17 protein-coding genes are annotated in these 20,189 nt (G+C 70.4%); 11 read left to right on the forward strand and 6 right to left on the reverse strand.

All coding sequences use genetic code 11. From position 1 onward, the window contains the following. Window positions 1–131 precede the first annotated feature (131 nt). The gene (locus ACIQRL_RS08265) at window positions 132–2,636 is read right to left on the reverse strand and encodes a hypothetical protein (RefSeq protein ID WP_401328714.1); all 2,505 of its coding nucleotides are present in this window, start codon (window positions 2,634–2,636) and stop codon (window positions 132–134) included. 375 nt (window positions 2,637–3,011) lie between these two features. On the opposite strand from ACIQRL_RS08265, the gene ACIQRL_RS08270 reads away from it, so the two are divergent. The 3 genes from ACIQRL_RS08270 (at window position 3,012) to ACIQRL_RS08280 (ending at window position 5,396) form a co-directional block, all read left to right on the forward strand. Beyond that, window positions 3,012–3,503, forward strand: a complete 492-nt coding sequence (locus ACIQRL_RS08270; RefSeq protein ID WP_401328716.1) for a hypothetical protein — start codon at window positions 3,012–3,014, stop codon at window positions 3,501–3,503. Between the two features lie 231 nt (window positions 3,504–3,734). Beyond that, window positions 3,735–4,094 carry a hypothetical protein gene (locus tag ACIQRL_RS08275; protein WP_401328717.1) on the forward strand — a complete coding sequence of 120 codons (360 nt, stop codon included), beginning with the start codon at window positions 3,735–3,737 and terminating at the stop codon, window positions 4,092–4,094. Between the two features lie 447 nt (window positions 4,095–4,541). Further along, the gene (locus ACIQRL_RS08280; RefSeq protein ID WP_401328720.1) at window positions 4,542–5,396 is read left to right on the forward strand and encodes a hypothetical protein; all 855 of its coding nucleotides are present in this window, start codon (window positions 4,542–4,544) and stop codon (window positions 5,394–5,396) included. Between the two features lie 54 nt (window positions 5,397–5,450). Here the strand turns inward: ACIQRL_RS08280 and ACIQRL_RS08285 are convergent, their stop codons facing one another. The 3 genes from ACIQRL_RS08285 to ctaD form a co-directional block, all read right to left on the reverse strand. Continuing rightward, window positions 5,451–7,763, reverse strand: coding sequence for a hypothetical protein (locus tag ACIQRL_RS08285; RefSeq protein ID WP_401328722.1), 2,313 nt, complete (start codon window positions 7,761–7,763; stop codon window positions 5,451–5,453). Window positions 7,764–7,999: 236 nt separating this feature from the next. Continuing rightward, complete coding sequence (locus ACIQRL_RS08290) at window positions 8,000–8,641, reverse strand: hypothetical protein (RefSeq protein ID WP_401328724.1); 642 nt, start codon at window positions 8,639–8,641, stop codon at window positions 8,000–8,002. Between the two features lie 3 nt (window positions 8,642–8,644). Beyond that, on the reverse strand, window positions 8,645–10,417 hold the full coding sequence (ctaD, locus tag ACIQRL_RS08295) for a cytochrome c oxidase subunit I (protein ID WP_401328727.1): 1,773 nt from the start codon (window positions 10,415–10,417) through the stop codon (window positions 8,645–8,647). Window positions 10,418–11,020: 603 nt separating this feature from the next. Between ctaD and ACIQRL_RS08300 the strand changes: the two genes are divergently transcribed. Next, window positions 11,021–11,677 (forward strand): DUF4142 domain-containing protein, encoded by a 657-nt coding sequence (locus ACIQRL_RS08300; protein WP_401328730.1) that lies wholly within the window; start codon window positions 11,021–11,023, stop codon window positions 11,675–11,677. 313 nt (window positions 11,678–11,990) lie between these two features. On the opposite strand, the gene ACIQRL_RS08305 is transcribed toward ACIQRL_RS08300, so the two are convergent. Continuing rightward, window positions 11,991–12,599: a hypothetical protein gene (locus ACIQRL_RS08305; protein ID WP_401328733.1), complete on the reverse strand. Its 609-nt coding sequence runs from the start codon at window positions 12,597–12,599 to the stop codon at window positions 11,991–11,993. Between the two features lie 643 nt (window positions 12,600–13,242). Here ACIQRL_RS08305 and ACIQRL_RS08310 point away from each other — a divergent pair. The 4 genes from ACIQRL_RS08310 (at window position 13,243) to ACIQRL_RS08325 (ending at window position 16,995) form a co-directional block, all read left to right on the forward strand. Next, the gene (locus ACIQRL_RS08310) at window positions 13,243–13,446 is read left to right on the forward strand and encodes a cold-shock protein (protein ID WP_030224351.1); all 204 of its coding nucleotides are present in this window, start codon (window positions 13,243–13,245) and stop codon (window positions 13,444–13,446) included. 714 nt (window positions 13,447–14,160) lie between these two features. Next, window positions 14,161–15,660, forward strand: coding sequence for a DEAD/DEAH box helicase (locus ACIQRL_RS08315; protein WP_401328736.1), 1,500 nt, complete (start codon window positions 14,161–14,163; stop codon window positions 15,658–15,660). 593 nt (window positions 15,661–16,253) lie between these two features. Further along, window positions 16,254–16,604, forward strand: a complete 351-nt coding sequence (locus tag ACIQRL_RS08320) for a CBS domain-containing protein (RefSeq protein WP_401328739.1) — start codon at window positions 16,254–16,256, stop codon at window positions 16,602–16,604. A gap of 76 nt (window positions 16,605–16,680) precedes the next feature. Continuing rightward, complete coding sequence (locus ACIQRL_RS08325; protein ID WP_401328742.1) at window positions 16,681–16,995, forward strand: SCO5918 family protein; 315 nt, start codon at window positions 16,681–16,683, stop codon at window positions 16,993–16,995. Window positions 16,996–17,066: 71 nt separating this feature from the next. Here ACIQRL_RS08325 and ACIQRL_RS08330 read toward each other — a convergent pair whose 3' ends face one another. Continuing rightward, window positions 17,067–17,441: a hypothetical protein gene (locus ACIQRL_RS08330; RefSeq protein ID WP_401328744.1), complete on the reverse strand. Its 375-nt coding sequence runs from the start codon at window positions 17,439–17,441 to the stop codon at window positions 17,067–17,069. Window positions 17,442–17,893: 452 nt separating this feature from the next. Here ACIQRL_RS08330 and ACIQRL_RS08335 point away from each other — a divergent pair, with 452 nt between their 5' ends. From ACIQRL_RS08335 to ACIQRL_RS08345, 3 genes are all read left to right on the forward strand, one after another. Further along, window positions 17,894–18,238, forward strand: coding sequence for a MerR family transcriptional regulator (locus tag ACIQRL_RS08335; protein WP_401328747.1), 345 nt, complete (start codon window positions 17,894–17,896; stop codon window positions 18,236–18,238). 438 nt (window positions 18,239–18,676) lie between these two features. Further along, on the forward strand, window positions 18,677–19,021 hold the full coding sequence (locus tag ACIQRL_RS08340; protein ID WP_401329548.1) for a hypothetical protein: 345 nt from the start codon (window positions 18,677–18,679) through the stop codon (window positions 19,019–19,021). 148 nt (window positions 19,022–19,169) lie between these two features. After that, on the forward strand, window positions 19,170–20,165 hold the full coding sequence (locus ACIQRL_RS08345) for an NAD-dependent epimerase/dehydratase family protein (protein ID WP_401328749.1): 996 nt from the start codon (window positions 19,170–19,172) through the stop codon (window positions 20,163–20,165). The last annotated feature ends 24 nt before the right edge of the window (window positions 20,166–20,189 follow it).

Consider the following 20,189-nt stretch of genomic DNA (forward strand, 5'->3'; position numbering starts at 1 on the left):
GTCGCCATGTGGTGTACGGCGATCCCGGCGGCCGCACCGCCTTCGCGGGACCGAGGCGGTAGGCGGTCGGGCCCCCGGATCGATCCGGGGTCCCGACAAATCGATCCGGGGGCCCGACAAGGTGAGCGAGGTCAGCGGACGTCGACGAAGTCGCCGGAAGAGGTGGCGGCCGCGGTGGTGGATGTGGCGGTGAAGGTGTACCGCCAATAGCCGTCCGTCGACGCCTTCACCGTGGTCTTCAGGGCTCCCGTGCTACTGGTGGAGACCGTCTTCACCGTCGTGTACCCGGACGTCGCCTTCTTGCTGAACTGGAGCGTCACCTTCTGTCCGGCGTATCCGTGATACCCGCCGAGCGTCTCCCAGTCCGCGCGGGAGAGCTTGCCCGTGATGGTGAGCGTCTTGCCCTTGGCCACCGGCTCGGGGGAAGCGTTGGCCGTCACCGTCGCGTCGCGCACCACGGACGGCGACTTGGCGGCGGGCAGATCGACGTGCCCCGTGCCGTCCGCGGACTCGGCCCAGGCGGCGGCCTTCCAGACACCGGCGAGGGAGTTGCGGCCGAGGGTCCAGCGCGGCTGGATGTAGGCGAACTGCGCCTCGCAGGTGGACGTGGTCGCGTCGACCTTGGTGCAGGTCGCCGGCCACGTGCCGTAGAGGACGGCGTCGGGAGTGCCGTACGACCCGCGGTAGAGGTACATGTCGCCGCTCGCGATCCCCGACGGGTCGGTCGCGGTGAACTTCGCCGTGAACTCCTGCAGCGGCGCGTCGGTCAGCTCGACCGGCTTCCCGCCGTTCACCACGACGTTCGAGATGCGGGTCGCGCCCACCGTCTCGGCGCTCTGCGGGGCCGGGCCCGCGAACGCCCGCACGATGGTGCGGCGGAGGCTGCCGCCCTGGTCGTCGACGGCGGTGACGCGCAGGGTGACGAAGGAGGCGGTGGCGGGTACGTCCAGTGTGGCGGAGCCGTCGGCCGCGACGGGCAGGTCGGTCCAACTCGTGCCGTCGTCCGTGGAGTACGCGAGGCCCGTGACCCTGGTGTTCGCCTCCGCGGCCGCCGTGTTGCGGGTGCTCGCGCTCGCGTCGATCCGTACCGCTCCGGCAGCCGCGCGCCCCAGGCCGTCCAGCCCCGAGACCTTCAACCGGGCGTCGATCAGCGGGAGTTCCTTGCCTTCCGCATAGCCCGAGCGGAACGTCCACTCGTTGTGTACGTCCGTGGACAACCGGGCGTACGGGACGCGGCGGTGCACGGTCTCGTCGAGCGCGTACGTCCTCTCGAACGACGGCAGGCTCGACGACATCAGCCCGTGGGAGCTGTCGAGGCCCGAGGCCTGGGCGTAGGTGACACCGTCGGACGTCAGCTTGTACGCATAGGTCGCGCGGAAGTCGTTGCCCGTGTGGCCCGCGGTGTCGCCGAAGACGCTCGGCTCGGACAGCGAGATCTTCCCGAAGTACCGCTGCGAGCCCATCGCCTGGCCGCGCACCGGCTGGAGCGGGGCCGCACCCAGGACCTCGCCCGTACTGGTACCGGCGGGCAGGGTGCGATCCGGGAGGTTCAGGTTGAGCTCACCGGTGCCGTAGGTCAGAAGGCGGCTGTAGGTGATGCCCGGGGTGGCGTACTCGGTGACGGAACCGGCGACCGGCACCGCGGCGCCGATGAACACGCCCGTCCACTCGCCGAGGGAGGGGGCGCTCTCCAGGTACGCGGTGGTGCGGGTGCCCGGGGCGTTGACCTTCGTGACGCTCTTCGCCAGGGCGGCGGTACGGACCGTCGTGACGGGCGAGGCGGGCACCGTGGTGGTGAAGCTGCGCGTCAGGTCGTAACGGTAGGGGCTCGGGACGCTCGCGGACGCGCCCTTCTTGCCGAGCACCTCGTGCAGGCGCAGCGAGACGCCGGGCACCGAGAACGGGGTGACGTACACCTTGTCGGGCCCGCCACCGGCGAAGCCCGCCAGGTCCCCGCCCGGGACGCTGATCCACGCGGCGGAGGAGTCCCGGGTGGCGGTGGTGTCGTCGGTACGGATCGCGGTCTCCTTCGCCGCGCTCTGGTCGAAGGTGACCGTGGTGGCGGCCGAACCGACGGTGAACGTACGGGTGAGCAGGTAGCTCGGCTCCAGCCAGTCGTTGTGCATCGCCACCGAGAAGTAGTCGCCCGGCGGCAGCTTCACGCTCGCCGTGCCGCCCGCGGTGTCGCTGTTGACGGCGTACGACGTCCAGGTCTTGCGGTTCCAGACGTAGAAGAGCTTGGACCTGACGTCGGCGTGCGTGATGCTCAGTTTCACCGTGTACGTCGACGCGGAGGCGGTCGCCGTCTTGAGAGCGCCGCGCACCGTGCCCGTGCCCGTCGCCGCCAGGGGAAGCTTCGCGGCCGTGCGGTCCGCCGCGGACTTCCCCGTCGGCCGTACGGAGAGCGTGCCGTTCACGGCGGCGACCGTGTAGCGGGCCCGGCGTCCCCCGGAGCCTGCCGGGTCCTCCGTGACCCGGACGTTCCGTCCGCCGACGAGTTCGACGCGAGCGCCGTCCCCCAACTCGGCACTCGGCGCGCCGTGGTGTGCCGGGTCGTGTGCGAAGACCACGCCCACCGTGGCGGGTTCGCCCTCCACGGCACTCGCGACGGGCGCGAGCAGCACCGAGGCCGTCACCAACGCCCCACTCACTCCGAACGCAGCGGGTCTTCGGAACCGCCCACCCAAAAAGCCGGACATCGCTTGCCCCCTGTCTCTTCCCCTTGAGGATCAACTCCCGGCTCATCCACCGCAGGAGTCGACCAGCTCACTCTAAGGTGACGAGCCAAAACGCGCGTTCGATTACCGCCGCCCACTCGCTCGGGGGACAGGCGTTCAAGCCACAGCGGTTTTCGGACGTCCCCGGCGGCCGAGACGGCACCCGTGCTGGGGATACAAGGTCAACTGGAAGAATCGCCGACGTGTTGGGGCCCGCGGAGTCGAGGAACTCGGTCACGGGAACACGACACTGCCGACATCAGTGGCTGGCTGGACGTACCTGGAGACCTCGTCATGACCCGTTCGAACCCCCGCACCCGGCTGGCCGCGTGGGCCGTGGTGGCGTCGGCGTTCCTGCTCGCCTCGTGCACGTCCGGCAGCGGTGAGGGGACGGCCGTCAGCGCTCCGCCGTCGCCGTCCGCGCCGAGCGGGTCCCGGACGGCCATCGGGTCGTCCGAGAAGAAGCTCGCCGAGCAGGCCCGGGCGGTCCTGGCCGCCGTCCCCGGTGGACAGATGATCGAGGCCGGAGCGGAGCGGGTGGACGACGGAGTCCACACCGAGCCCACCCTGAGCGAGGGCAAGACCTACCGGCTCGACCTGGTCTGCCTCGGCAGCGGAAGCGCCCGGTTGACATTCGTACCGGCTGACACGGGCACAGAGACCAAGGTGCCGTGCGATCGGTCAGTGGTCCAGCAGCGGATCACGGTGCACAAGCCGGTACACATCGATGTCGACGGGGCCGAGGGATCGACCGGTGTGATCGCCTGGCGGATAGACACCGTCTGATCCGGGCCCAGGGGTGCCGGCCGGCATCGCTGCCGTGCGGCAGACAGGGTGGACTTTCCGCAAGAGCATGTGATCCTTGCCTTCATGTGGGGGTTGGAGGGTCGTCCGGCGTACCGCGTTGCGTCTGCCGCCGTGGTCGCGACAGTCATGGCACTGGCCGGATGCGGCGGGGCTCCGTCGCCGGTCGGGGACCCTGATCCCGGGCATCGACGGCTCGAGGCGATCCACCCGGTGCTGTCCGTGGTACCGCCGGGCGCACACGTCACGCAGAAGCAGAGCGTCAAGCCGCAATGGGACTCGTGCGACGGAATCAGGTCGACCTACGGTTGGGATCCGGCGACCGTCGTTGTCGACTTCACCGACGGCGGTTCCGCGCCTCGGGTGGTCGCCTACGTGCAACGGGCCATGCGCGGTCTGGGGTGGACGTTCGAGCAGGCCTCGATCGGCCAGGGCACCTGGGCGTGGCACAGGAAGGTGGCCAGCGGTGGCCGGGCCTCGGCCCTACTGATCGGTGGACCCGGTTCCGAGCCGCCCGGTTGGACCCTGCAGGCGACAGCACCGCCCGCTTCTCACCCCTCCAACGGCTGCTGAACGCGACCGCTCGCTGAATCGACCCCCCGGGAGCCGCCGCCGTCCGTCGTGCCGGGTCCGGCAACGGGGCATGGGCGGAACGGTGTTGCCCAACGCGCGGAGAGTCGCCTGGTCAGGAAGGTGAGCCGGGGGAAAGCGACTCCGGTGCGGGAGGTGCCGTGCCGTGGCCTGTGAACACGCTGTGGGCGGGCTCCGTAGATCGTAGAACCGGAAGTCATCCGGTGTGCCGACGACTCCTCGGCGCTCCGCCGTTTCCCGCGCGGGCGTTCGAGTCGGACCGGCAGGTCCCGCTAGGCGAGGTGCAGACGATGCGAAGACTCTCGGCGAGAGCACCGCGGCCGCAGTACGTCAATACTCATGCCGCCCGTGTTCAGGACGCGTTCAGGTCGGACTTGTCAGGGTTCGACGGAGATCGGATCCCCCACACACCGCAGGAGCACGCTCTTGATGTCGACGAAATCCGTGATGAAGAAGCTGCCCGAGGTCACTCTGGCGTTCTGGATCATGAAGATCGCCGCGACGACCCTGGGTGAGACGGCGGGCGATCTGTTCGCCCAGACCCTGAAACTCGGCTACTTCGTCACCACGATCGCCCTGTTCCTGCTGTTCGTGGTGACGTTGGTGATCCAGCTCAGGTCCCGTCGGTACAACCCGTTCTTCTACTGGACCGTGATCCTGTCGACCAGCATGGCCGGCACCACGATGTCCGACTTCATGAACCGCGACGCCAGCACCAAGTACCTCTCGGGCGGCGCCACATCGCTCGGCTGGGGACCGCAGGGCCTCGGTCTGGGCTACCCCGAGGGTGCCGCCATCCTGATCTCGGTCCTTCTCGCGATCTTCCTCGCCTGGAAACTGAGCGGGATGACGTTCGAGATCCGCGACATCGTCACCTTCCGCGGTGAGTCCCTGTTCTGGTCGGCGATCCTCGTCTCCAACACCCTCGGCACCTCGATGGGCGACTTCCTCTCCGACAGCTCCGGACTCGGCTACCTGGGCGGGGCGCTGCTCATCACCGGGCTGCTGGCGGTGCTCATCGCGCTGATGGGGGTTCCGGCGGTGCCGAACGTCCTGCTGTTCTGGATCGCCTTCGTCCTGACCCGCCCGCTGGGCGCCACCGCCGGCGACTTCCTCACCAAGCCGCTCGCCAAGGGCGGACTCGACCTCGGCACCGCCGGCTCGTCTGCCGTCCTGCTCGTCGCCCTGTTCGGACTCATGGCCTACGCCCAGGTCCAGGAACGCCGCGCGGCCGGAACCGGCCCGGAGGCCGAAGCGATCCGGCAGGAAGCCGGCCGTAGCTGAGCCTGCCCCTGCGCGGGCCCGCTCCGCCCGGGCGCCCGCTCGAAGACTTCGGCCTTACGAGGGGCTGCCCGGGCGGACCGTGAGGTAGGTCCACTGGGTCCACACGCCGCTGGCCTGCGCGCCCTTGGCCGGCGGCGTGTAGTGGCCGCGGATGCGGAAGCGGTCATTGCTCGTGAAGAGCTTCAGAGCCCGGGCGTAGCCGTACCAGCCGTCGGAGTACAGGGGCACGCAGCTCTCCGAGGTGCTCTGGTGCCAGGCCCCCGAGTAGTAGTGCTCGACGTACACCGTCATGCAGCCGCCGGACTGATGGGGATTCACCTGGACGTTGAAGCCCATGTTGATCTCGGACTTGTAGAAGACCTGGTAGGTGGTGGAGCCGACGCGGGTGGTCGAGATCGGGTACTGCGTCTGCGTCCGTACCGTCGGAGTCAGGGTCGTTCCGGTGGTCACCGTGCGCGGTGCGTAGCGGTAGTCACCGGTGAAGGCCGCGCTGAAGACGGTGTTGCGGGAGACCTTGTAGGACGCGACGAGGTTCCCGTGCGCGTCGACCCTGCCGCTCTTGAGCCGCACCCGCGACGCGCCCGCGGGCTGGTCGTACAGCGTCACGGAGCGGGAGTTGTACGTGGTTCCCAGATGCGCGGTGACCTTCACGGTCGCGCCGGGACGGTACGCCTTCGCGTCGGTCGCCACGCTCAGGCTCGGAGTGGCGCGGGACACGTCCACCGTCGCCCACGTGCTGACCGGGAGGTACGACGTGCCACCGTCGTAGCTGAAGGCGTACGTGTTCGCGCCGCCGGTCTGCGGGACGTCGTGGAAGGTGAAACCGCCGTCGGCGGTGAAGGGCACGGTGCCCATCGAGTAGCCGGAGGGGTGCGCCGGGTCGGTCTTGACGACGTGGACGGCTCCGGTCGTCACATGCGCGTGCGGCCAGGCGAGTTTCCCCGTGATGGTCAGCGGTGCGGCACGGCCGCCGCCGGTCACGTACGGCAGGGCGATGGTGGGCGCGTACTTCGCGACGGGGACGTCGAAGGTCTGGCCGGCCGGGGCGTAGTGGCCGCTTCCGGAGTAGTCGACGTGGAAGCTCAGCGGACCGCTGAGGGGAGCGGTGCCGGCGACGTGATAGGAACCGAAGAAGTCGGCCACGTTGGCCCGCGTGGTGGTCGCGTCCTGGACGAGCACGCCGTCCGGATCCGCGTCGTCGTAGCGCGTGATCCGTACGGTGCCCGGAATGATGGACACCCCGGCACCGAGGTCGAGAGGCGAATTGAAGCTGGTCCGGAACGCATAGGCCTCGCCGGGGGCGAGCGGAGTGGTGGTCGAAACTCCCTTGAGAAGGACCCAGGCGGTTTCCGGATCACGGGCGACGCGGAGCGTCGGGGTTCCCCCGGAGTCGTCCACGCCCATGATGTAGAGCCGGGTCTCGTCCGGTGACCAGGCGAGGCCGTGAGCGGGCAGGCTCAACCCGTAGCCGTATCCGTAGTCGTAGTCGTTGTAGAAGCCCTCGCCCGTTTCCGGAAAAGGCCGGACTTCGTAGTTGCAGCCGCAGCCGGCCAGCGTGCCGTCCGGGGCCACGGCGACGGCTTTCGAGGCCACCATCTCGGTGAATCGCCCGTCCACCGCCAGATCCGAGGTGCGGTACCGGTCGGCGCTCGCGTGCACCCAGGACGAGACGGCCAGGTGCCGGCCGTCCGCCGTGACCGCGAAGTCGCTCAGGTCGGGGACGGGCAGTGCCTTCGCGGCCTGCCGGGTCAGCGCGTCGCCCTCGGCCCGGTACGTGACGACGGCGGAGGTGTCGCCCGTCTGCGCGGCGGCCGCGAGCACGCCGGAGGGCGTCGGGGTCGTCGTCAGCATCGGCGGCGCCGGCCAACTGCCGGAATCCTGCCGCAAGGTGACCGTGCCGGCCGTGTCGACGGATCCGATGCCGCCGTCGCCCGCCGTGCCGTAGCCGAACCAGAGGGTGCCCCCGGCGACGGCCAACGAGTCGGGACGGGTTCCCGTGCCCGTGTCGTAACGGGCGGACTCGGTCAGGGTGTTCGTGCTGATCGCCGCGATGGCGTCCTGGCCCGGCAGAGCCGCGTACAGCGCGGATCCGTCGTCGGACAGGGCGAGACCGGTGGCACCCGGCTCTCCGCCGATCGTCGTCGGGTTCCCGCCGTCGAGGTCGGTGACGAGGATGCCGTCGGTACCCGCGCCGCCACTGATGAACAGGTGCCCGTGCGGAGCGTCCACGACCATGTGCGCGAAGTGCGCGATCGGCAGCGGTATGCCTGACGCCGCGTACGAGTCCACGGCGCCGGGTCCGACGACCGTCGTGAGCCCCAGGAGCAGCGCCGCGGCGGTCGACGACGAGAAGCGCGCCAGTTTCATGAAAGGCCCCCACATCACCTTCACGATCAAGAGGCCGCAACGTAGCACGAGGTGGGCCGGATCCTGACAGCGGGTCAGGCGCAGCAGCCCGAGTCCAACTCGGCCCGAGTGACGGACGGTTGGGCACTCCGACGCCTTGCCTGACGGATGGCGACGTTGGTGCCGTTGGTGCCGTTTGGTCCGCCATGACGAGGGCCCGGGTCGTCGACCCGGGCCCCTTCCGCCGTTCCCCTGAGTCACTCACCGCGTACCGGGTGCCTGCCCGGACGTATCCGGGCGCCCCCGTCGCGCAGGGGCCGTGCGGGGTCCGTGGCGGTACGGCCAGGGGCCGGGCGCGGCTGTGCGGGCGCGTGGGTGTGCGTCACCGTGACCGCGATCAGGAGGAACAGGCCGACCAGTGCGGCGGGAACGGCGGCCGTCAGCCAGTACGGGCCGTTGTCGGGGCCGACGGTCAGCAGGAGGGTCGCCGTGGCCACGGCCGTGGCCAGTCCGGCGCCGACCAGGGCGGTGAACGCGGTGCGGTTCCTTCGGGAGCGGTCCGCGGCGGCCGGGGGCAGGCTCCACCGCAGTTGCGCCCATCGGTGGGCCGCCTCCTCGGCCTCGCCCCGGCGTCGCAGCGCCGCACCCGCCCAGAAGCCGGAGGCGACGGCCGCACCCGCCGCCGCGGTGACGCCGGGGATCCACCACACCCCGGTCACCATGAACAGCACGGCGACGATCCCGGTCGTGCTCCAGGCGCTCACACAGGCCGCGGCCGCGCGACGGCGGGACAGCGGCCGGTCGGCTCCCGCGCGCAGATCGGTCAGGGCCGGGACGTACCAGACACTGCCGGCCACCGTCAGCAGCGCGGCGCCCAGCGCCAGAACGGGCTGCGCCATGTCTCAGCTCACCGCCTCGGCCGCGGCGATCTCCGGGTGGTGCAGGTCGAACGCCGGCGACTCGGACCGGATCCGCGGCAGCGAGGTGAAGTTGTGCCGCGGCGGCGGGCAGGAGGTCGCCCACTCCAGCGAACGGCCGTACCCCCACGGGTCGTCGACCTCGACCTTCTTGCCGTACTTGGCCGTCTTCCACACGTTGTAGAGGAACGGCAGGACCGACAGGCCCAGCAGGAACGAACCGATCGTGGAAAGGGTGTTGAGGGCCGTGAAGCCGTCGGAGGCGAGGTAGTCGGCGTAGCGGCGCGGCATGCCCTCGACGCCCAGCCAGTGCTGGACGAGGAAGGTGAGGTGGAAGCCGACGGTGAGGGTCCAGAAGGTGATCTTGCCGAGGCGCTCGTCGAGCATCTTGCCGGTCATCTTCGGCCACCAGAAGTGGAACCCGGCGAACATCGCGTACACGACCGTGCCGAAGACCGTGTAGTGGAAGTGCGCCACGACGAAGTACGAGTCGGAGACATGGAAGTCGAGCGGCGGCGAGGCCAGGATGACCCCGGTCAGTCCGCCGAAGACGAACGTGACCAGGAAGCCCGTGGTCCACAGCATCGGTGTCTCGAAGGACAGCGAGCCCTTCCACATCGTTCCGATCCAGTTGAAGAACTTCACCCCCGTCGGTACCGCGATCAGCATGGTCATGAAGGAGAAGAAGGGCAGCAGAACACCGCCGGTCACGTACATGTGGTGCGCCCACACCGTCACCGACAGGCCCGCGATGGCGATGGTGGCGCCGATCAGGCCCATGTAGCCGAACATCGGCTTGCGGGAGAAGACCGGGATCACCTCGGAGACGATGCCGAAGAACGGCAGCGCCAGGATGTAGACCTCGGGATGGCCGAAGAACCAGAACAGGTGCTGCCAGAGCAGCGCGCCGCCGTTCGCCGGGTCGAAGACATGGCTGCCGAACTTGCGGTCGCACTCCAGCGCGAACAGGGCCGCGGCCAGCACCGGGAAGACGATCAGGACCAGCAAGGCGGTGAGCAGCACGTTCCACACGAAGATCGGCATGCGGAACATGGTCAGGCCCGGGGCGCGCATGCACACGATGGTGGTGATGAAGTTGACCGCGCCGAGGATGCTGCCGAAGCCCGACAGCGCGACGCCCATGATCCACATGTCGGCGCCGAGCCCCGGCGAGTGGACGGCGTCGGACAGCGGCGCGTACAGGAACCACCCGAAGTCGGCGGCACCGCCCGGGGTGAGGAAGCCGAAGGCCGCGATCGACGAGCCGAACAGGAACAGCCAGTAGGCCAGCATGTTCAGCCGGGGAAAGGCCACGTCGGGCGCGCCGATCTGGAGCGGCATGATCCAGTTGGCGAAGCCGGTGAACAGCGGCATCGCGAACATCAGCAGCATGATCGAGCCGTGCATCGTGAACGCCTGGTTGAACTGCTCGTTCGACATGATCTGCAGTCCGGGCCGGGCCAGTTCCGCGCGCATCAGCAGCGCCATCACACCGCCGACGCCGAAGAACACGAACGCGGTGACGAGGTACATCGTCCCGATCTTCTTGTGATCGGTGGTCGTCAGCCACTCCACCCACGACGGACGGGCGGGTGTCCGTCCGGTCCGCCCCGCCGCCTCGCCGGCCGTGGACGCCTCGCCGGCCGCGGACATCTCGCCGGCCGCGTGTACCTCCTCGGCCGCGTGCGTCTCCTCGGCCACGGAGACCGCGGCGCGCGGTCGCACGCCGTCCACCTGGTGTGTCTGTGCCTCGTCCACCGGACGACTCCCTCCCCTTCTCCTTGTGTCCCGCCCATGACGCGTGTCCCACCAGGGCGTCGACGAGCCGGGAAATGCCCGCGTACGAGGGGGAACACGGCGGCGCTTCCCGGCCGCGCCTCATGATCAATGCCGGGGTACGGGGGCCCGGTAGGGCCGAACAGCCCTCGCGAAGGCCCTGCTTGGAGGGTCCATCGGCCCCCTCCGTCCCACGTGCCCCTCGCGGAGGGGAGTGCGCCGCATCCCGCAGGTGGGCATCGCCGACGAGGATCGACGACAGCTTCCGCCGCCGCCGGGTCAGGCAACGGCCGAGCGGCAGGGGAGGGGCGGCCCGGCCGGCCGGAGCGAGGGTGTGCCGGTGCGGCAGGACCCCGCGGTGTCCGTCCGGCCCTGGCTTCAGGGGCCGTTCGGCCCTATCGGTCCCGGGCCGCGAAGTGATCTTCTGGCGCGGCGGCCGGGTGCCCCAGCCACCACAACTCCCGTTCCCCCGTGCGGGGCAGGGGCCGGAGCACTCGGTACGCGCCAAATGAGGCTCCGGCCGGTACGGACCGCACCAGCCGGCGTACAGGTTCCGCGAACCAGTCGGTCCCCAGGGAGGCTCAGGTGCGACGCAGCTTCGTCTCGATCTTCATGGTGCTGGCGATCGGCGCCACGATCGGCTCACTCGCGTACCCGGTGTTCTATTCGTACCCTCATCGTTTCGACGCGCTGAAGGCCGCCGTGGCCGACCCCGGCCCCGTGGTGAGCACACCGTGGGGACCACTGAGCGCCGCTGATCGCGACCTCGTGGTGCAGGTGGAGCTGGACGGGCTGTGGGAGATACCCGCGGGCCGGGAGGCGGTCAAGCGGGCCCCCACGAAGGCGATCAAGGACGCTGGCGGCCATCTGGTGGCCGGCCACACCGACCTCGACAAGCGCGTCCGCACGGTCGCGGCCGACCTCGCCATCGTGCTGCCGACCCAGCCGACCGCGGAACAGCAGGGCTGGCTCGCCGAGTTGTCGGCGGCCCAGGGCGAGGACTACCGGCAGAAGTTCGCGAACCTGCTGCGTGACGAGCACGGCAGGATCTTCCAGGCGCTCGCGCAGGTGCGCAGCAGCACCCGCAACACGCTGGTGCGAGAGCTGGCCACGGACACCAACCAGGCCGAGCTCGACCACATCTCGGTACTGGAGAAGACCGGATACGTCGACTTCGCCGCCGTCGCGCGCGAGGCGACGGCCGCTCCGTCCGCGATCCCGACGGTGGTGCCGTCGCCGTGAGCACCGGCGGCCCCGGCGCCTCCCGCACGGCGGGCCGGGGACCTCGGGCACTGGTGGGCCCGGGCCGACGAGCCCTGCTCGACCGGGCCCGCCGAAGCGGCCGACACATACCCCGGACCGTGGAACAAGCCCACCGCGCATCCGGTCCTCGTGGTCAGGACGACGGCTACGACGCCGACGACCGCCACGCCGAGCCGGAGCACCGCCACCGCGGCGCGGCCGGGGGCCTCTAGCGGAGGCGGCGGCCGCACGGGCGGCTCACGCCACCGATCAGTGCACGCCTGTCAGTGCGCGATCGATCAATGCGCGCCTGTCAGTGCGCGATCGAGCAGTCTCCCCAGGCGGTGGCCAGGGCGTGCGGGATCGCCGGGATGTCCGCGCAGCCGTGCGGCCCGGCGGGGAAGCCGTCGCTCGCGATGTAGGCCCAGCCACCGCCGGAGCTGCGGAAGTATTTGACGGCACTGCCCTCGTCCTGCATGCCCACGAGTTCCGCCTGCGTGGCCCCGGCGGTGAGCCCGAACCGGGTGGCGGCGTAATGGACGGTGCCGCACCGGCCGTAGAAGAACACGTGCGGCACCGGCTCGATGTGCGTGAAGTGGGTGACGTCGTGCCGGTACACCCGGGTCACGGCGGCCTTCACCTCGTCGCTCACGGCCAGGTTGCGACAGCCGGCGACGGCCGTGGGCGGGTGGCTGGTCGCAGCGGCGGAGGCGGTGACCGAGCCGGGCGACGGCGTGGACGCGCCGGCGGGACTCGACGAGGGTGACGTGGCCGGGGCGTCCGCGCGTACGGCTGCTCCGGCCGAGGCCGCCGCGGAGGAACCGGGGGCACCCGCGGCGGAACCCGTGCCCGCCTGGCACCCCGTCAGCAGCATGACTCCGCCCGCCAGCGCCATCGCCGACGTCACTCTGAGACCGGGCATGACCCATCCTTTTCTCGACGGCTTCTCCCGGGCCGGCTTCGCCCGGCCATGGGTTCTGCCCCACAGGACAGCGCGGGACCGCCCGGGAGTTGCGGGGAGAAGCACGCGGGATGGTCTCGATTCCGCATACGGGCCGTCCCGACGGTGACGAACCCATCCGTACGGGCCCGTCCCGCGGCGGCCTTTCCCTTCGTACGGCCGGTCCCGACGGGTGACCGTCACCGTCGCGCGATGCGGAGTAGGGTGCCGTCACCGTGACGCGCGACGCGCTCATGGCCGGGCGGTGACGGCGAGGGTCGATTGTCGTCACATTCTCCGAACTCCACCGCATGATCCCGGGACAGAAACGCTACGACCGGGGCGAGCCAATATCTGTGGCGGCGACGTAAGAAATCGACGGCGGACGCGATGAGAATTTCTTGATCGACAGGCGGGGCGAAGTTATCCGCCGCGCACAATCGATCGTGCCGTGCTACTGTCGATAGCAGTTGCAGTTGTGGTTCCCAAAAAACTTGTGAACATCCACCCGCTTCGTGCAGGGTGGAGTTCTTTTGTATCCGGTCATTTCCGGCGGGGTAATCATCACGGCGACACGGAGTCGGCACTGTGCGGACTCCGAGCACCGTCCCAAAGGAGAATTGACATGGCTACTGGCACCGTGAAGTGGTTCAACGCGGAAAAGGGCTTCGGCTTCATCGAGCAGGACGGCGGCGGCGCCGACGTCTTCGCCCACTACTCGAACATCGCCGCGCAGGGCTTCCGTGAGCTCCAGGAAGGCCAGAAGGTCTCCTTCGACATCGCGCAGGGCCAGAAGGGCCCGACGGCGGAGAACATCGTTCCCGCCTGACACCCTCACGCATGACGCAGCTGGGACCCGCACCTTGGGGTGCGGGTCCCAGCTCGCGCGTTTCCGGTGCAGACGTCCCGGCGGTCCGCGGTGAGTTCGACCCGCGACCACGCTTCCGGGAGTTCAGGATCGGACCAGGTCCACGACGGCCCGCCCTTCCGGGCGACGGCCCTCGGTGTGGGAATCCCCGCCCACCGCTCGGGAAGCGAGCGCGTGGGAGCGGCGCCCGCGCCCGGACCTTTCGGCTCTTTTCCCGATCCTCTACCGCCACCGGTCCCGCGCCCGGGCCGTATCCGGTCCACTCCTCGTCCGCTCTCGGTCCGCTCCCGAACCGCGTCGGCACCTGTTCCCGCTCCTGGCCCACTCCGGGCCTACGTAAGGGCCGCGTAAGGTCTGCGTAGGGGTCGCGTAAGGGCCGTGTCCGGTCCACGTGTGTTCTGTCGCACGTCGTCCGGCGCTTCACTCCCGCTCCCCGTCCGTTTCCCTTCGGTCCCTTTCGATCTCCTTCGCTTTTCTTCACCCTGCTCCACTCCGTTTCACCCTCTCCATTCCTCTTTTTCCGGGATAGCGCCGCCTGTCCGGCAGCACATCCCGTGAGAGATCTCACCGATCCGATTCGGTGTTGAATTTCATTCGGCTCGTTCTCGCGATTCTCTGCGCTGCTCATTCGCTGCGGGAATTCCTTGATACGCGCCCGGTCAAGGAAGGTTCCGCATGAACCGCACGCGCACCAACGATCGCTACTCCCGCACCCGCACCGAGGGTGCCGGCTCCAAGAGGAGCGGCGGCAGTCGATTCGGCGCCCCGTCCTCGGGCCGTTCCAGCGGCCCCAGCCGGTCGAAGGGCTACGGACGCCAACAGGCTTCCCCGCAGGGAGAGTTCGCGGTGCCGGTGACGATCACGCCCGCGCTGCCCCCGGTGGAGTCGTTCGCCGACCTCGCCCTGCCGGAGCAGCTGCTCGCGGCGCTCGGCCACGAAGGCGTCAGCGTCCCGTTCCCGATCCAGGGCGCGACCCTGCCGAACTCCCTCGCGGGCCGTGACGTACTCGGCCGCGGCCGCACCGGCTCGGGCAAGACCCTGGCCTTCGGCCTCGCACTGCTGGCCCGTACCGCCGGTCAGCGCGCCGAGCCCAGGCAGCCGCTGGCCCTGATCCTGGTGCCCACCCGAGAGCTCGCCCAGCAGGTCACCGACGCGCTCACCCCGTACGCCCGTTCCCTGCGCCTGCGGATGGCCACCGTCGTGGGCGGGATGTCGATCGGCCGCCAGGCCGGTGCCCTGCGCGGCGGGGCCGAGGTCGTCGTCGCGACGCCGGGCCGGCTCAAGGACCTCATCGAGCGGGGCGACTGCCGGCTGAACCAGGTCGCCATCACCGTCCTCGACGAGGCCGACCAGATGGCCGACATGGGCTTCATGCCGCAGGTCACGGCGCTGCTCGACCAGGTGCGCCCGGAGGGGCAGCGGATGCTCTTCTCCGCCACCCTGGACCGCAACGTCGATCTGCTGGTCCGCCGCTACCTCTCCGACCCGGTGGTCCACTCCGTCGACCCGTCCGCGGGCGCGGTCACGACGATGGAACATCACGTCCTGCACGTGCAGGCCTCGGACAAGAACCGGACGACCACCGAGATCGCCGCGCGCGACGGCCGGGTGATCATGTTCCTGGACACCAAGCACGCGGTGGACCGGCTGACCGAGCACCTGCTGAGCAACGGTGTCCGCGCCGCCGCCCTGCACGGCGGCAAGTCCCAGCCGCAGCGCACCCGGACTCTGTCCCAGTTCAAGACGGGGCACGTGACGGTCCTGGTGGCGACCAATGTCGCGGCGCGTGGCATCCACGTCGACAACCTCGACCTCGTCGTCAACGTCGACCCGCCGACGGACCACAAGGACTACCTGCACCGTGGCGGCCGTACGGCCCGTGCCGGCGAGTCCGGCAGTGTGGTGACGCTGGTGATGCCCAACCAGCGCCGCGAGATGAGCCGGTTGATGGTCGCCGCCGGTATCACCCCGCAGACCAGCCAAGTGCGTTCGGGTGAGGCGGAGTTGAGCCGTATCACCGGCGCCCAGGCGCCCTCGGGCGTGCCGGTCGTCATCCGTGCGCCGGTCACGGAACGCCCCCGCCGCAGCGCCTCGCCCTCCTCCCGGGGCCGGCGCGGCCGCTCCGGCCAGGGCCGATCCACCGGCACCGTCACGCATCGCACCCCCCAGCAGTAGTCCGGGCCGACGGCCAAGGCCGGACGCCGGACGGCTAACGGCTAACGGCTAACGGCTAACGGCTAACGGCTAACGGTCGTCTGGCCAGACGGCCCGACGGCCAAGGCCAGACGACCGAGGCCCGAGGACCCGACGGCTGAAGCCAGACGGCTGAGGGCTGACGGTCGGAGGCCAGACGGCCCGACGCCCGGCGGCCCGATGCCAGACAGCCCGGCGGCCCGACGCCACACGGTCGGACGGCCAGACGGCCAGACGGCTGACGGTCGAGGGCCCGACGGTCGGACGGCTGACGGCCAGACGGCTGACAGCCGACGCCAGACGGCTGACCGCTGACCGCTGGCGGTCGAGGCCCGACGGTCGGACGGCTGACGGCCAGACAGCTGACAGCTGACGCCCGACGGCCGGCCCCCGCCCGACAGCACCGCACCCCACCCAATGGCCGACGGCCGACACCTGACGCCGGACGGCAGACAGCCGGCGGCCCAGGACCGCGACATGCCGGTCGCCGGTGACTGATCACCGGCGACCGGCCACCGGTCGCTCACCGTCGCCCGTCGTCGCTTGCCCGCACTCGCCCCGCAGGAGGCACCCCCTTGGCGCTCGTTCAGACGCAGCCGCGTTCCGCGGGACCCGCATGGGTCGTAAAGGTCACCCCGGCCGCACCGGCCGTCACCCCTGCCGTGTCGACCGTCGTCGTCGACCCGGGGGACGCCTCCGGGCCGCGGGTGCGGGGCGACATGACCGTCGAGGTGGCGCTGTCCGTCATGGCGGGCGCCCGTGTCGGGTATCTCCTCGTCTGCGACGAGGACGACCAGTGCACGGGCTCGGTCACCGAGGCCCAGCTCGCCCTGGTCCGCGACGGCTCCGCGTACACGGACCGCGTCCGCGTACGCGACGTCCTCGTCCCCCGCCGCACCCCGGCCCCTCTCGTCCCCTCCCCCTGAGCGTCCTGCCGTCCCCGGCCGGCCCGCTCGGCCCGGCTCGCCGCTCGGGCCTATTTCCCGCTATCTGTGAGGCATCATGCGCTGTGTCATCGCCCGCTTCCCGTTCGACCTCACCAAGAGTGGTGTGCTGGAGTCGATGAAGGGGATCAAGCCCGAGCCGATCACGGGTGAGTCCGTGATCATCGGCCGCTGCCACTACCCCGTCAAGCAGGTGGGCGAGGTCATCACCCGCCAGGACCGCCGCGACTTCACGAGCGGCGAAGTGACCCGGGCCATGGCCCGTCTCGGTTTCACCTGCCGTACCCCTGAGGTGGCCCCGCCCGCGCCCGTCCTCAGCCCGCTCCAGAACGCCTCGGCGCTGCTCGGCAGCCCCGAGCCGCTCGAGCTCTGAGGACGTCCGCGCCTGCATCAGGACAGCCATGAGGGCCCCGCCGACACGGTCGGCGGGGCCCTCATCGCGTTTCACTGGTCGGAGTAGCTGAAGTCGCCCACGGTCCAGGCGCTGACGTCCTCGATCGCGACGCGGTACATCCCGCCGGTGTCGGGAATCCCGACGCTGCCCTGCAGGATGCGGGCGAGATGGAAGTGCAGATGGGTCGGCGCGGCGGCGCGGTCGCCCCGGCCCGCCGTCCGGTCGGGGGCGAACACGTCGGCGAACGGGCCGAGGCGGTCCGAGTCCTTCAGGACCTCCGACACCCGCTCCCGCCACACGGCCTCGGGAGCCAGCCGGCCGGTGATGACAGCACCGCCGACGACCACGGTCAACGACATCTGCGTGCTGTGCCCGGACTCCACCATGGCGGAGATGTCAACGAGGAGCTCGTCAGGGTTCGACATGGAAGTCGATTCTATTCAGCGACCCCCCGACCGCCGCGCCGGTCACTGCGTGACACAGAATATCTTGACCCCGAGCATCTTGAAATCTGTCTTTGCCACGGTAGACATCGGCCGGTGGCGTGATTAGGGTTTCTTGTGCAGACATCGTCGGGCCGGAGGAGTTCGCTGCCGGTCCGGCCGGTGACCGACACAGCGGAAGGACGGAGGAAGCAGACGCCATCAGGATCGCCCGGCCCGAGAGCATCCCGGTCCGGGTACCGCAAGAACCCGGAATGGACGGTGGTTCCCGGTCACGCCTACACGATCCCCGCTGACCCGCCCCTCACCCGGGCCCGGTAGCGGAAACAGACGGTCGGCTCCGCAGTAGAGCCGGCAGATGGTGTTCAATTTCCTTCGGGGCCCTGGTGCCGTACGGCGGCGGGGCCCCTCGACGCGTGCCACAAAGAGGTGAAATGACAACGGACACTCCACTCAGTGGTCGTCTCGACGACGACGACTACCCCGCGTACACGATGGGCAGGGCGGCCGAGATGCTCGGCACCACACCGGGCTTCCTCCGAGCCATCGGTGAGGCCCGCCTGATCACTCCGCTCCGCTCGGAGGGCGGCCACCGTCGCTACTCCCGCTATCAGCTGAGGATCGCCGCCCGAGCGCGGGAACTCGTCGACGGGGGGACCCCGATCGAGGCCGCTTGTCGCATCGTCATTCTTGAGGACCAGCTCGAAGAGGCTCAGCGCATCAACGCCGAGTACCGGCGCGCCGCGCAGGCGGCACCGGAGGGATCCAGCGCGGGCTGAACACGCCCGCGGACGGGCCGGCCGACGCGACCGCGCGGAGCCGTCCCCCGACCGACACCCCCGACCGACACCCCCGGCCGACACCCTTGATCGGCGCCCCCGGGTGAAGTGTCCGCGACCGGGAACGGGATCGCGTTGACACAGAGGGTCGCCCGGCGTTGACTGACAACCCGGTGTGCGGCCCGTGCCCCTCGGGTGACCGTGGCGGCTCTGAGCACCGCGGTGATGCCCCTTCCGGAACGTCCGAACCGATCGTCACCACCCGATCGTCACCATCCGATCATCGCGACATGGCCGTCACGACATGACCGTCGCGACACGATCGTCACGACACGACGTCACACCCGATCGGCACGACACGCTCGTTGCGACATGATCGTCGCCACCCGATCCCCCTACGCGCCCCGCCGGTACGACGTACAGGAAGTGGCCCACGATATGTACGACCAGACACGCGCCCAGCAGCCCCCGGACAGGCAACCCGGCTCGGCCGGACGTCGCACGCCGGGCCCGGAACCGCTGCTCGGGGCGGAGGAACGTACCGAACTCACCCAGCGGCTCCACCACGCCCTCAACACCTTCGCGCACAGCCCCCGCGAGGCACTGGAGGAGGCCGAGACCGCGTTCGACGAGGCCGCGGCCCAGCTCATGAGCGCCCTCACGGAACGGCGGCGCGCGCTTCACGAGGGCTGGCACGGCCAGGACCCCGAGACCCAGTCCGACGAACTCCGGCACGCGCTGCGGCAGTACCGCGAGATCACCCAACGGCTGCTCCGCCTCTGAGCACCCGCCGCCGCGCCCCGGGCCGGAACCCGCCGGTGCCGGGCATGCCGTCGGCACGGATCCCGCCGCCGGTCCAGGTCTTACGGAGCGGTGACGTGGTGGGCGTGGTGGGGACGCCGGACGGGGTGGCGGTTCTAGCGTTCGTTCCATGCGTGTACTGGTTACCGGCGGGGCCGGGTTCATCGGAGGTCAGGTCGTCGCGGCGCTGCGCGCGCGGGGGCACGAGGCGGTGGTGTTCGACCTGCGGGACGGACACGACGTGCGCGACGCCGGGGCCGTCGCGGGAGCGCTGAACGGCGTGGACGCGGTGTGCCATCAGGCCGCGATGGTCGGCCTGGGCGTCGGGTTCGGCGACGCGGTCGAGTACGTGTCGCGCAACGACCTCGGTACGGCCGTACTGCTCGCCGGGATGGCGGACGCCGGGGTACGGCGGCTCGTGCTCGCCGGGTCGATGGTCGTGTACGGCGAGGGACGCTACGCCTGCGAGTGGCACGGGGTGGTGCGGCCGGGGCCGCGGGCCGTCGCCGATCTGGACGCGGGGCACTTCGAGCCGCGCTGCCCGCGCTGCGGCGAGGAACTGACACCGGGTCTGGTGGACGAGGACGCTCCCGCCGACCCGCGCAATGTGTACGCGACGACCAAGCTGGCGCAGGAGCATCTGGCGGCGGCTTGGGCCCGTTCGACGGACGGCACCGCGGTGTCGCTCCGCTATCACAACGTCTACGGCCCCGGGATGCCCCGCGACACCCCGTACGCGGGGGTCGCCTCCTTCTTCCGGTCCGCGCTCGCCCGCGGTGAGGCCCCGCGTGTCTTCGAGGACGGCGGACAGCGGCGGGACTTCGTCCACGTGTCGGACGTGGCCGCCGCCAACGTGGCCGCCCTGGAAGCGAGTTCACGGGACGGCGCCCTCACCGTCTACAACACCGGCAGCGGCGAGCCGCGCACGGTCGGCGAGATGGCCCGGGCCCTGGCGGACGCGTACGGCGGGCCCCAGCCGGTCGTCACCGGGGAGTACCGGCTCGGGGACGTACGGCACATCACCGCGGACTCGGCCCGACTGCGGGCCGAGCTGGGGTGGAAGGCGGAGATCGGATTCACCGAGGGAATGCGGGAGTTCGCGACGGCGCCGCTGCGCGCGGCGTAACACCTCGGAACGCGGACGCCCGCC

The organism is Streptomyces sp. NPDC091209 (assembly GCF_044757755.1).
Classification (GTDB): domain Bacteria; phylum Actinomycetota; class Actinomycetes; order Streptomycetales; family Streptomycetaceae; genus Streptomyces.

Excerpts from the sequence above, each read along its gene's own strand:
- ACIQRL_RS08270 (WP_401328716.1), top strand. The coding sequence starts at position 3,012 with ATGACCCGTTCGAACCCCCGCACCCGGCTGGCCGCGTGGGCCGTGGTG.
- ACIQRL_RS08345 (WP_401328749.1), top strand. The coding sequence starts at position 19,170 with ATGCGTGTACTGGTTACCGGCGGGGCCGGGTTCATCGGAGGTCAGGTC.
- ACIQRL_RS08290 (WP_401328724.1), bottom strand. The coding sequence starts at position 8,641 with ATGGCGCAGCCCGTTCTGGCGCTGGGCGCCGCGCTGCTGACGGTGGCC.
- ACIQRL_RS08330 (WP_401328744.1), bottom strand. The coding sequence starts at position 17,441 with ATGTCGAACCCTGACGAGCTCCTCGTTGACATCTCCGCCATGGTGGAG.
- ACIQRL_RS08315 (WP_401328736.1), top strand. The coding sequence starts at position 14,161 with ATGAACCGCACGCGCACCAACGATCGCTACTCCCGCACCCGCACCGAG.
- ACIQRL_RS08325 (WP_401328742.1), top strand. The coding sequence starts at position 16,681 with ATGCGCTGTGTCATCGCCCGCTTCCCGTTCGACCTCACCAAGAGTGGT.
- ACIQRL_RS08335 (WP_401328747.1), top strand. The coding sequence starts at position 17,894 with ATGACAACGGACACTCCACTCAGTGGTCGTCTCGACGACGACGACTAC.
- ACIQRL_RS08310 (WP_030224351.1), top strand. The coding sequence starts at position 13,243 with ATGGCTACTGGCACCGTGAAGTGGTTCAACGCGGAAAAGGGCTTCGGC.
- ACIQRL_RS08285 (WP_401328722.1), bottom strand. The coding sequence starts at position 7,763 with ATGAAACTGGCGCGCTTCTCGTCGTCGACCGCCGCGGCGCTGCTCCTG.
- ACIQRL_RS08280 (WP_401328720.1), top strand. The coding sequence starts at position 4,542 with ATGTCGACGAAATCCGTGATGAAGAAGCTGCCCGAGGTCACTCTGGCG.
- ACIQRL_RS08340 (WP_401329548.1), top strand. The coding sequence starts at position 18,677 with ATGTACGACCAGACACGCGCCCAGCAGCCCCCGGACAGGCAACCCGGC.
- ACIQRL_RS08305 (WP_401328733.1), bottom strand. The coding sequence starts at position 12,599 with ATGCCCGGTCTCAGAGTGACGTCGGCGATGGCGCTGGCGGGCGGAGTC.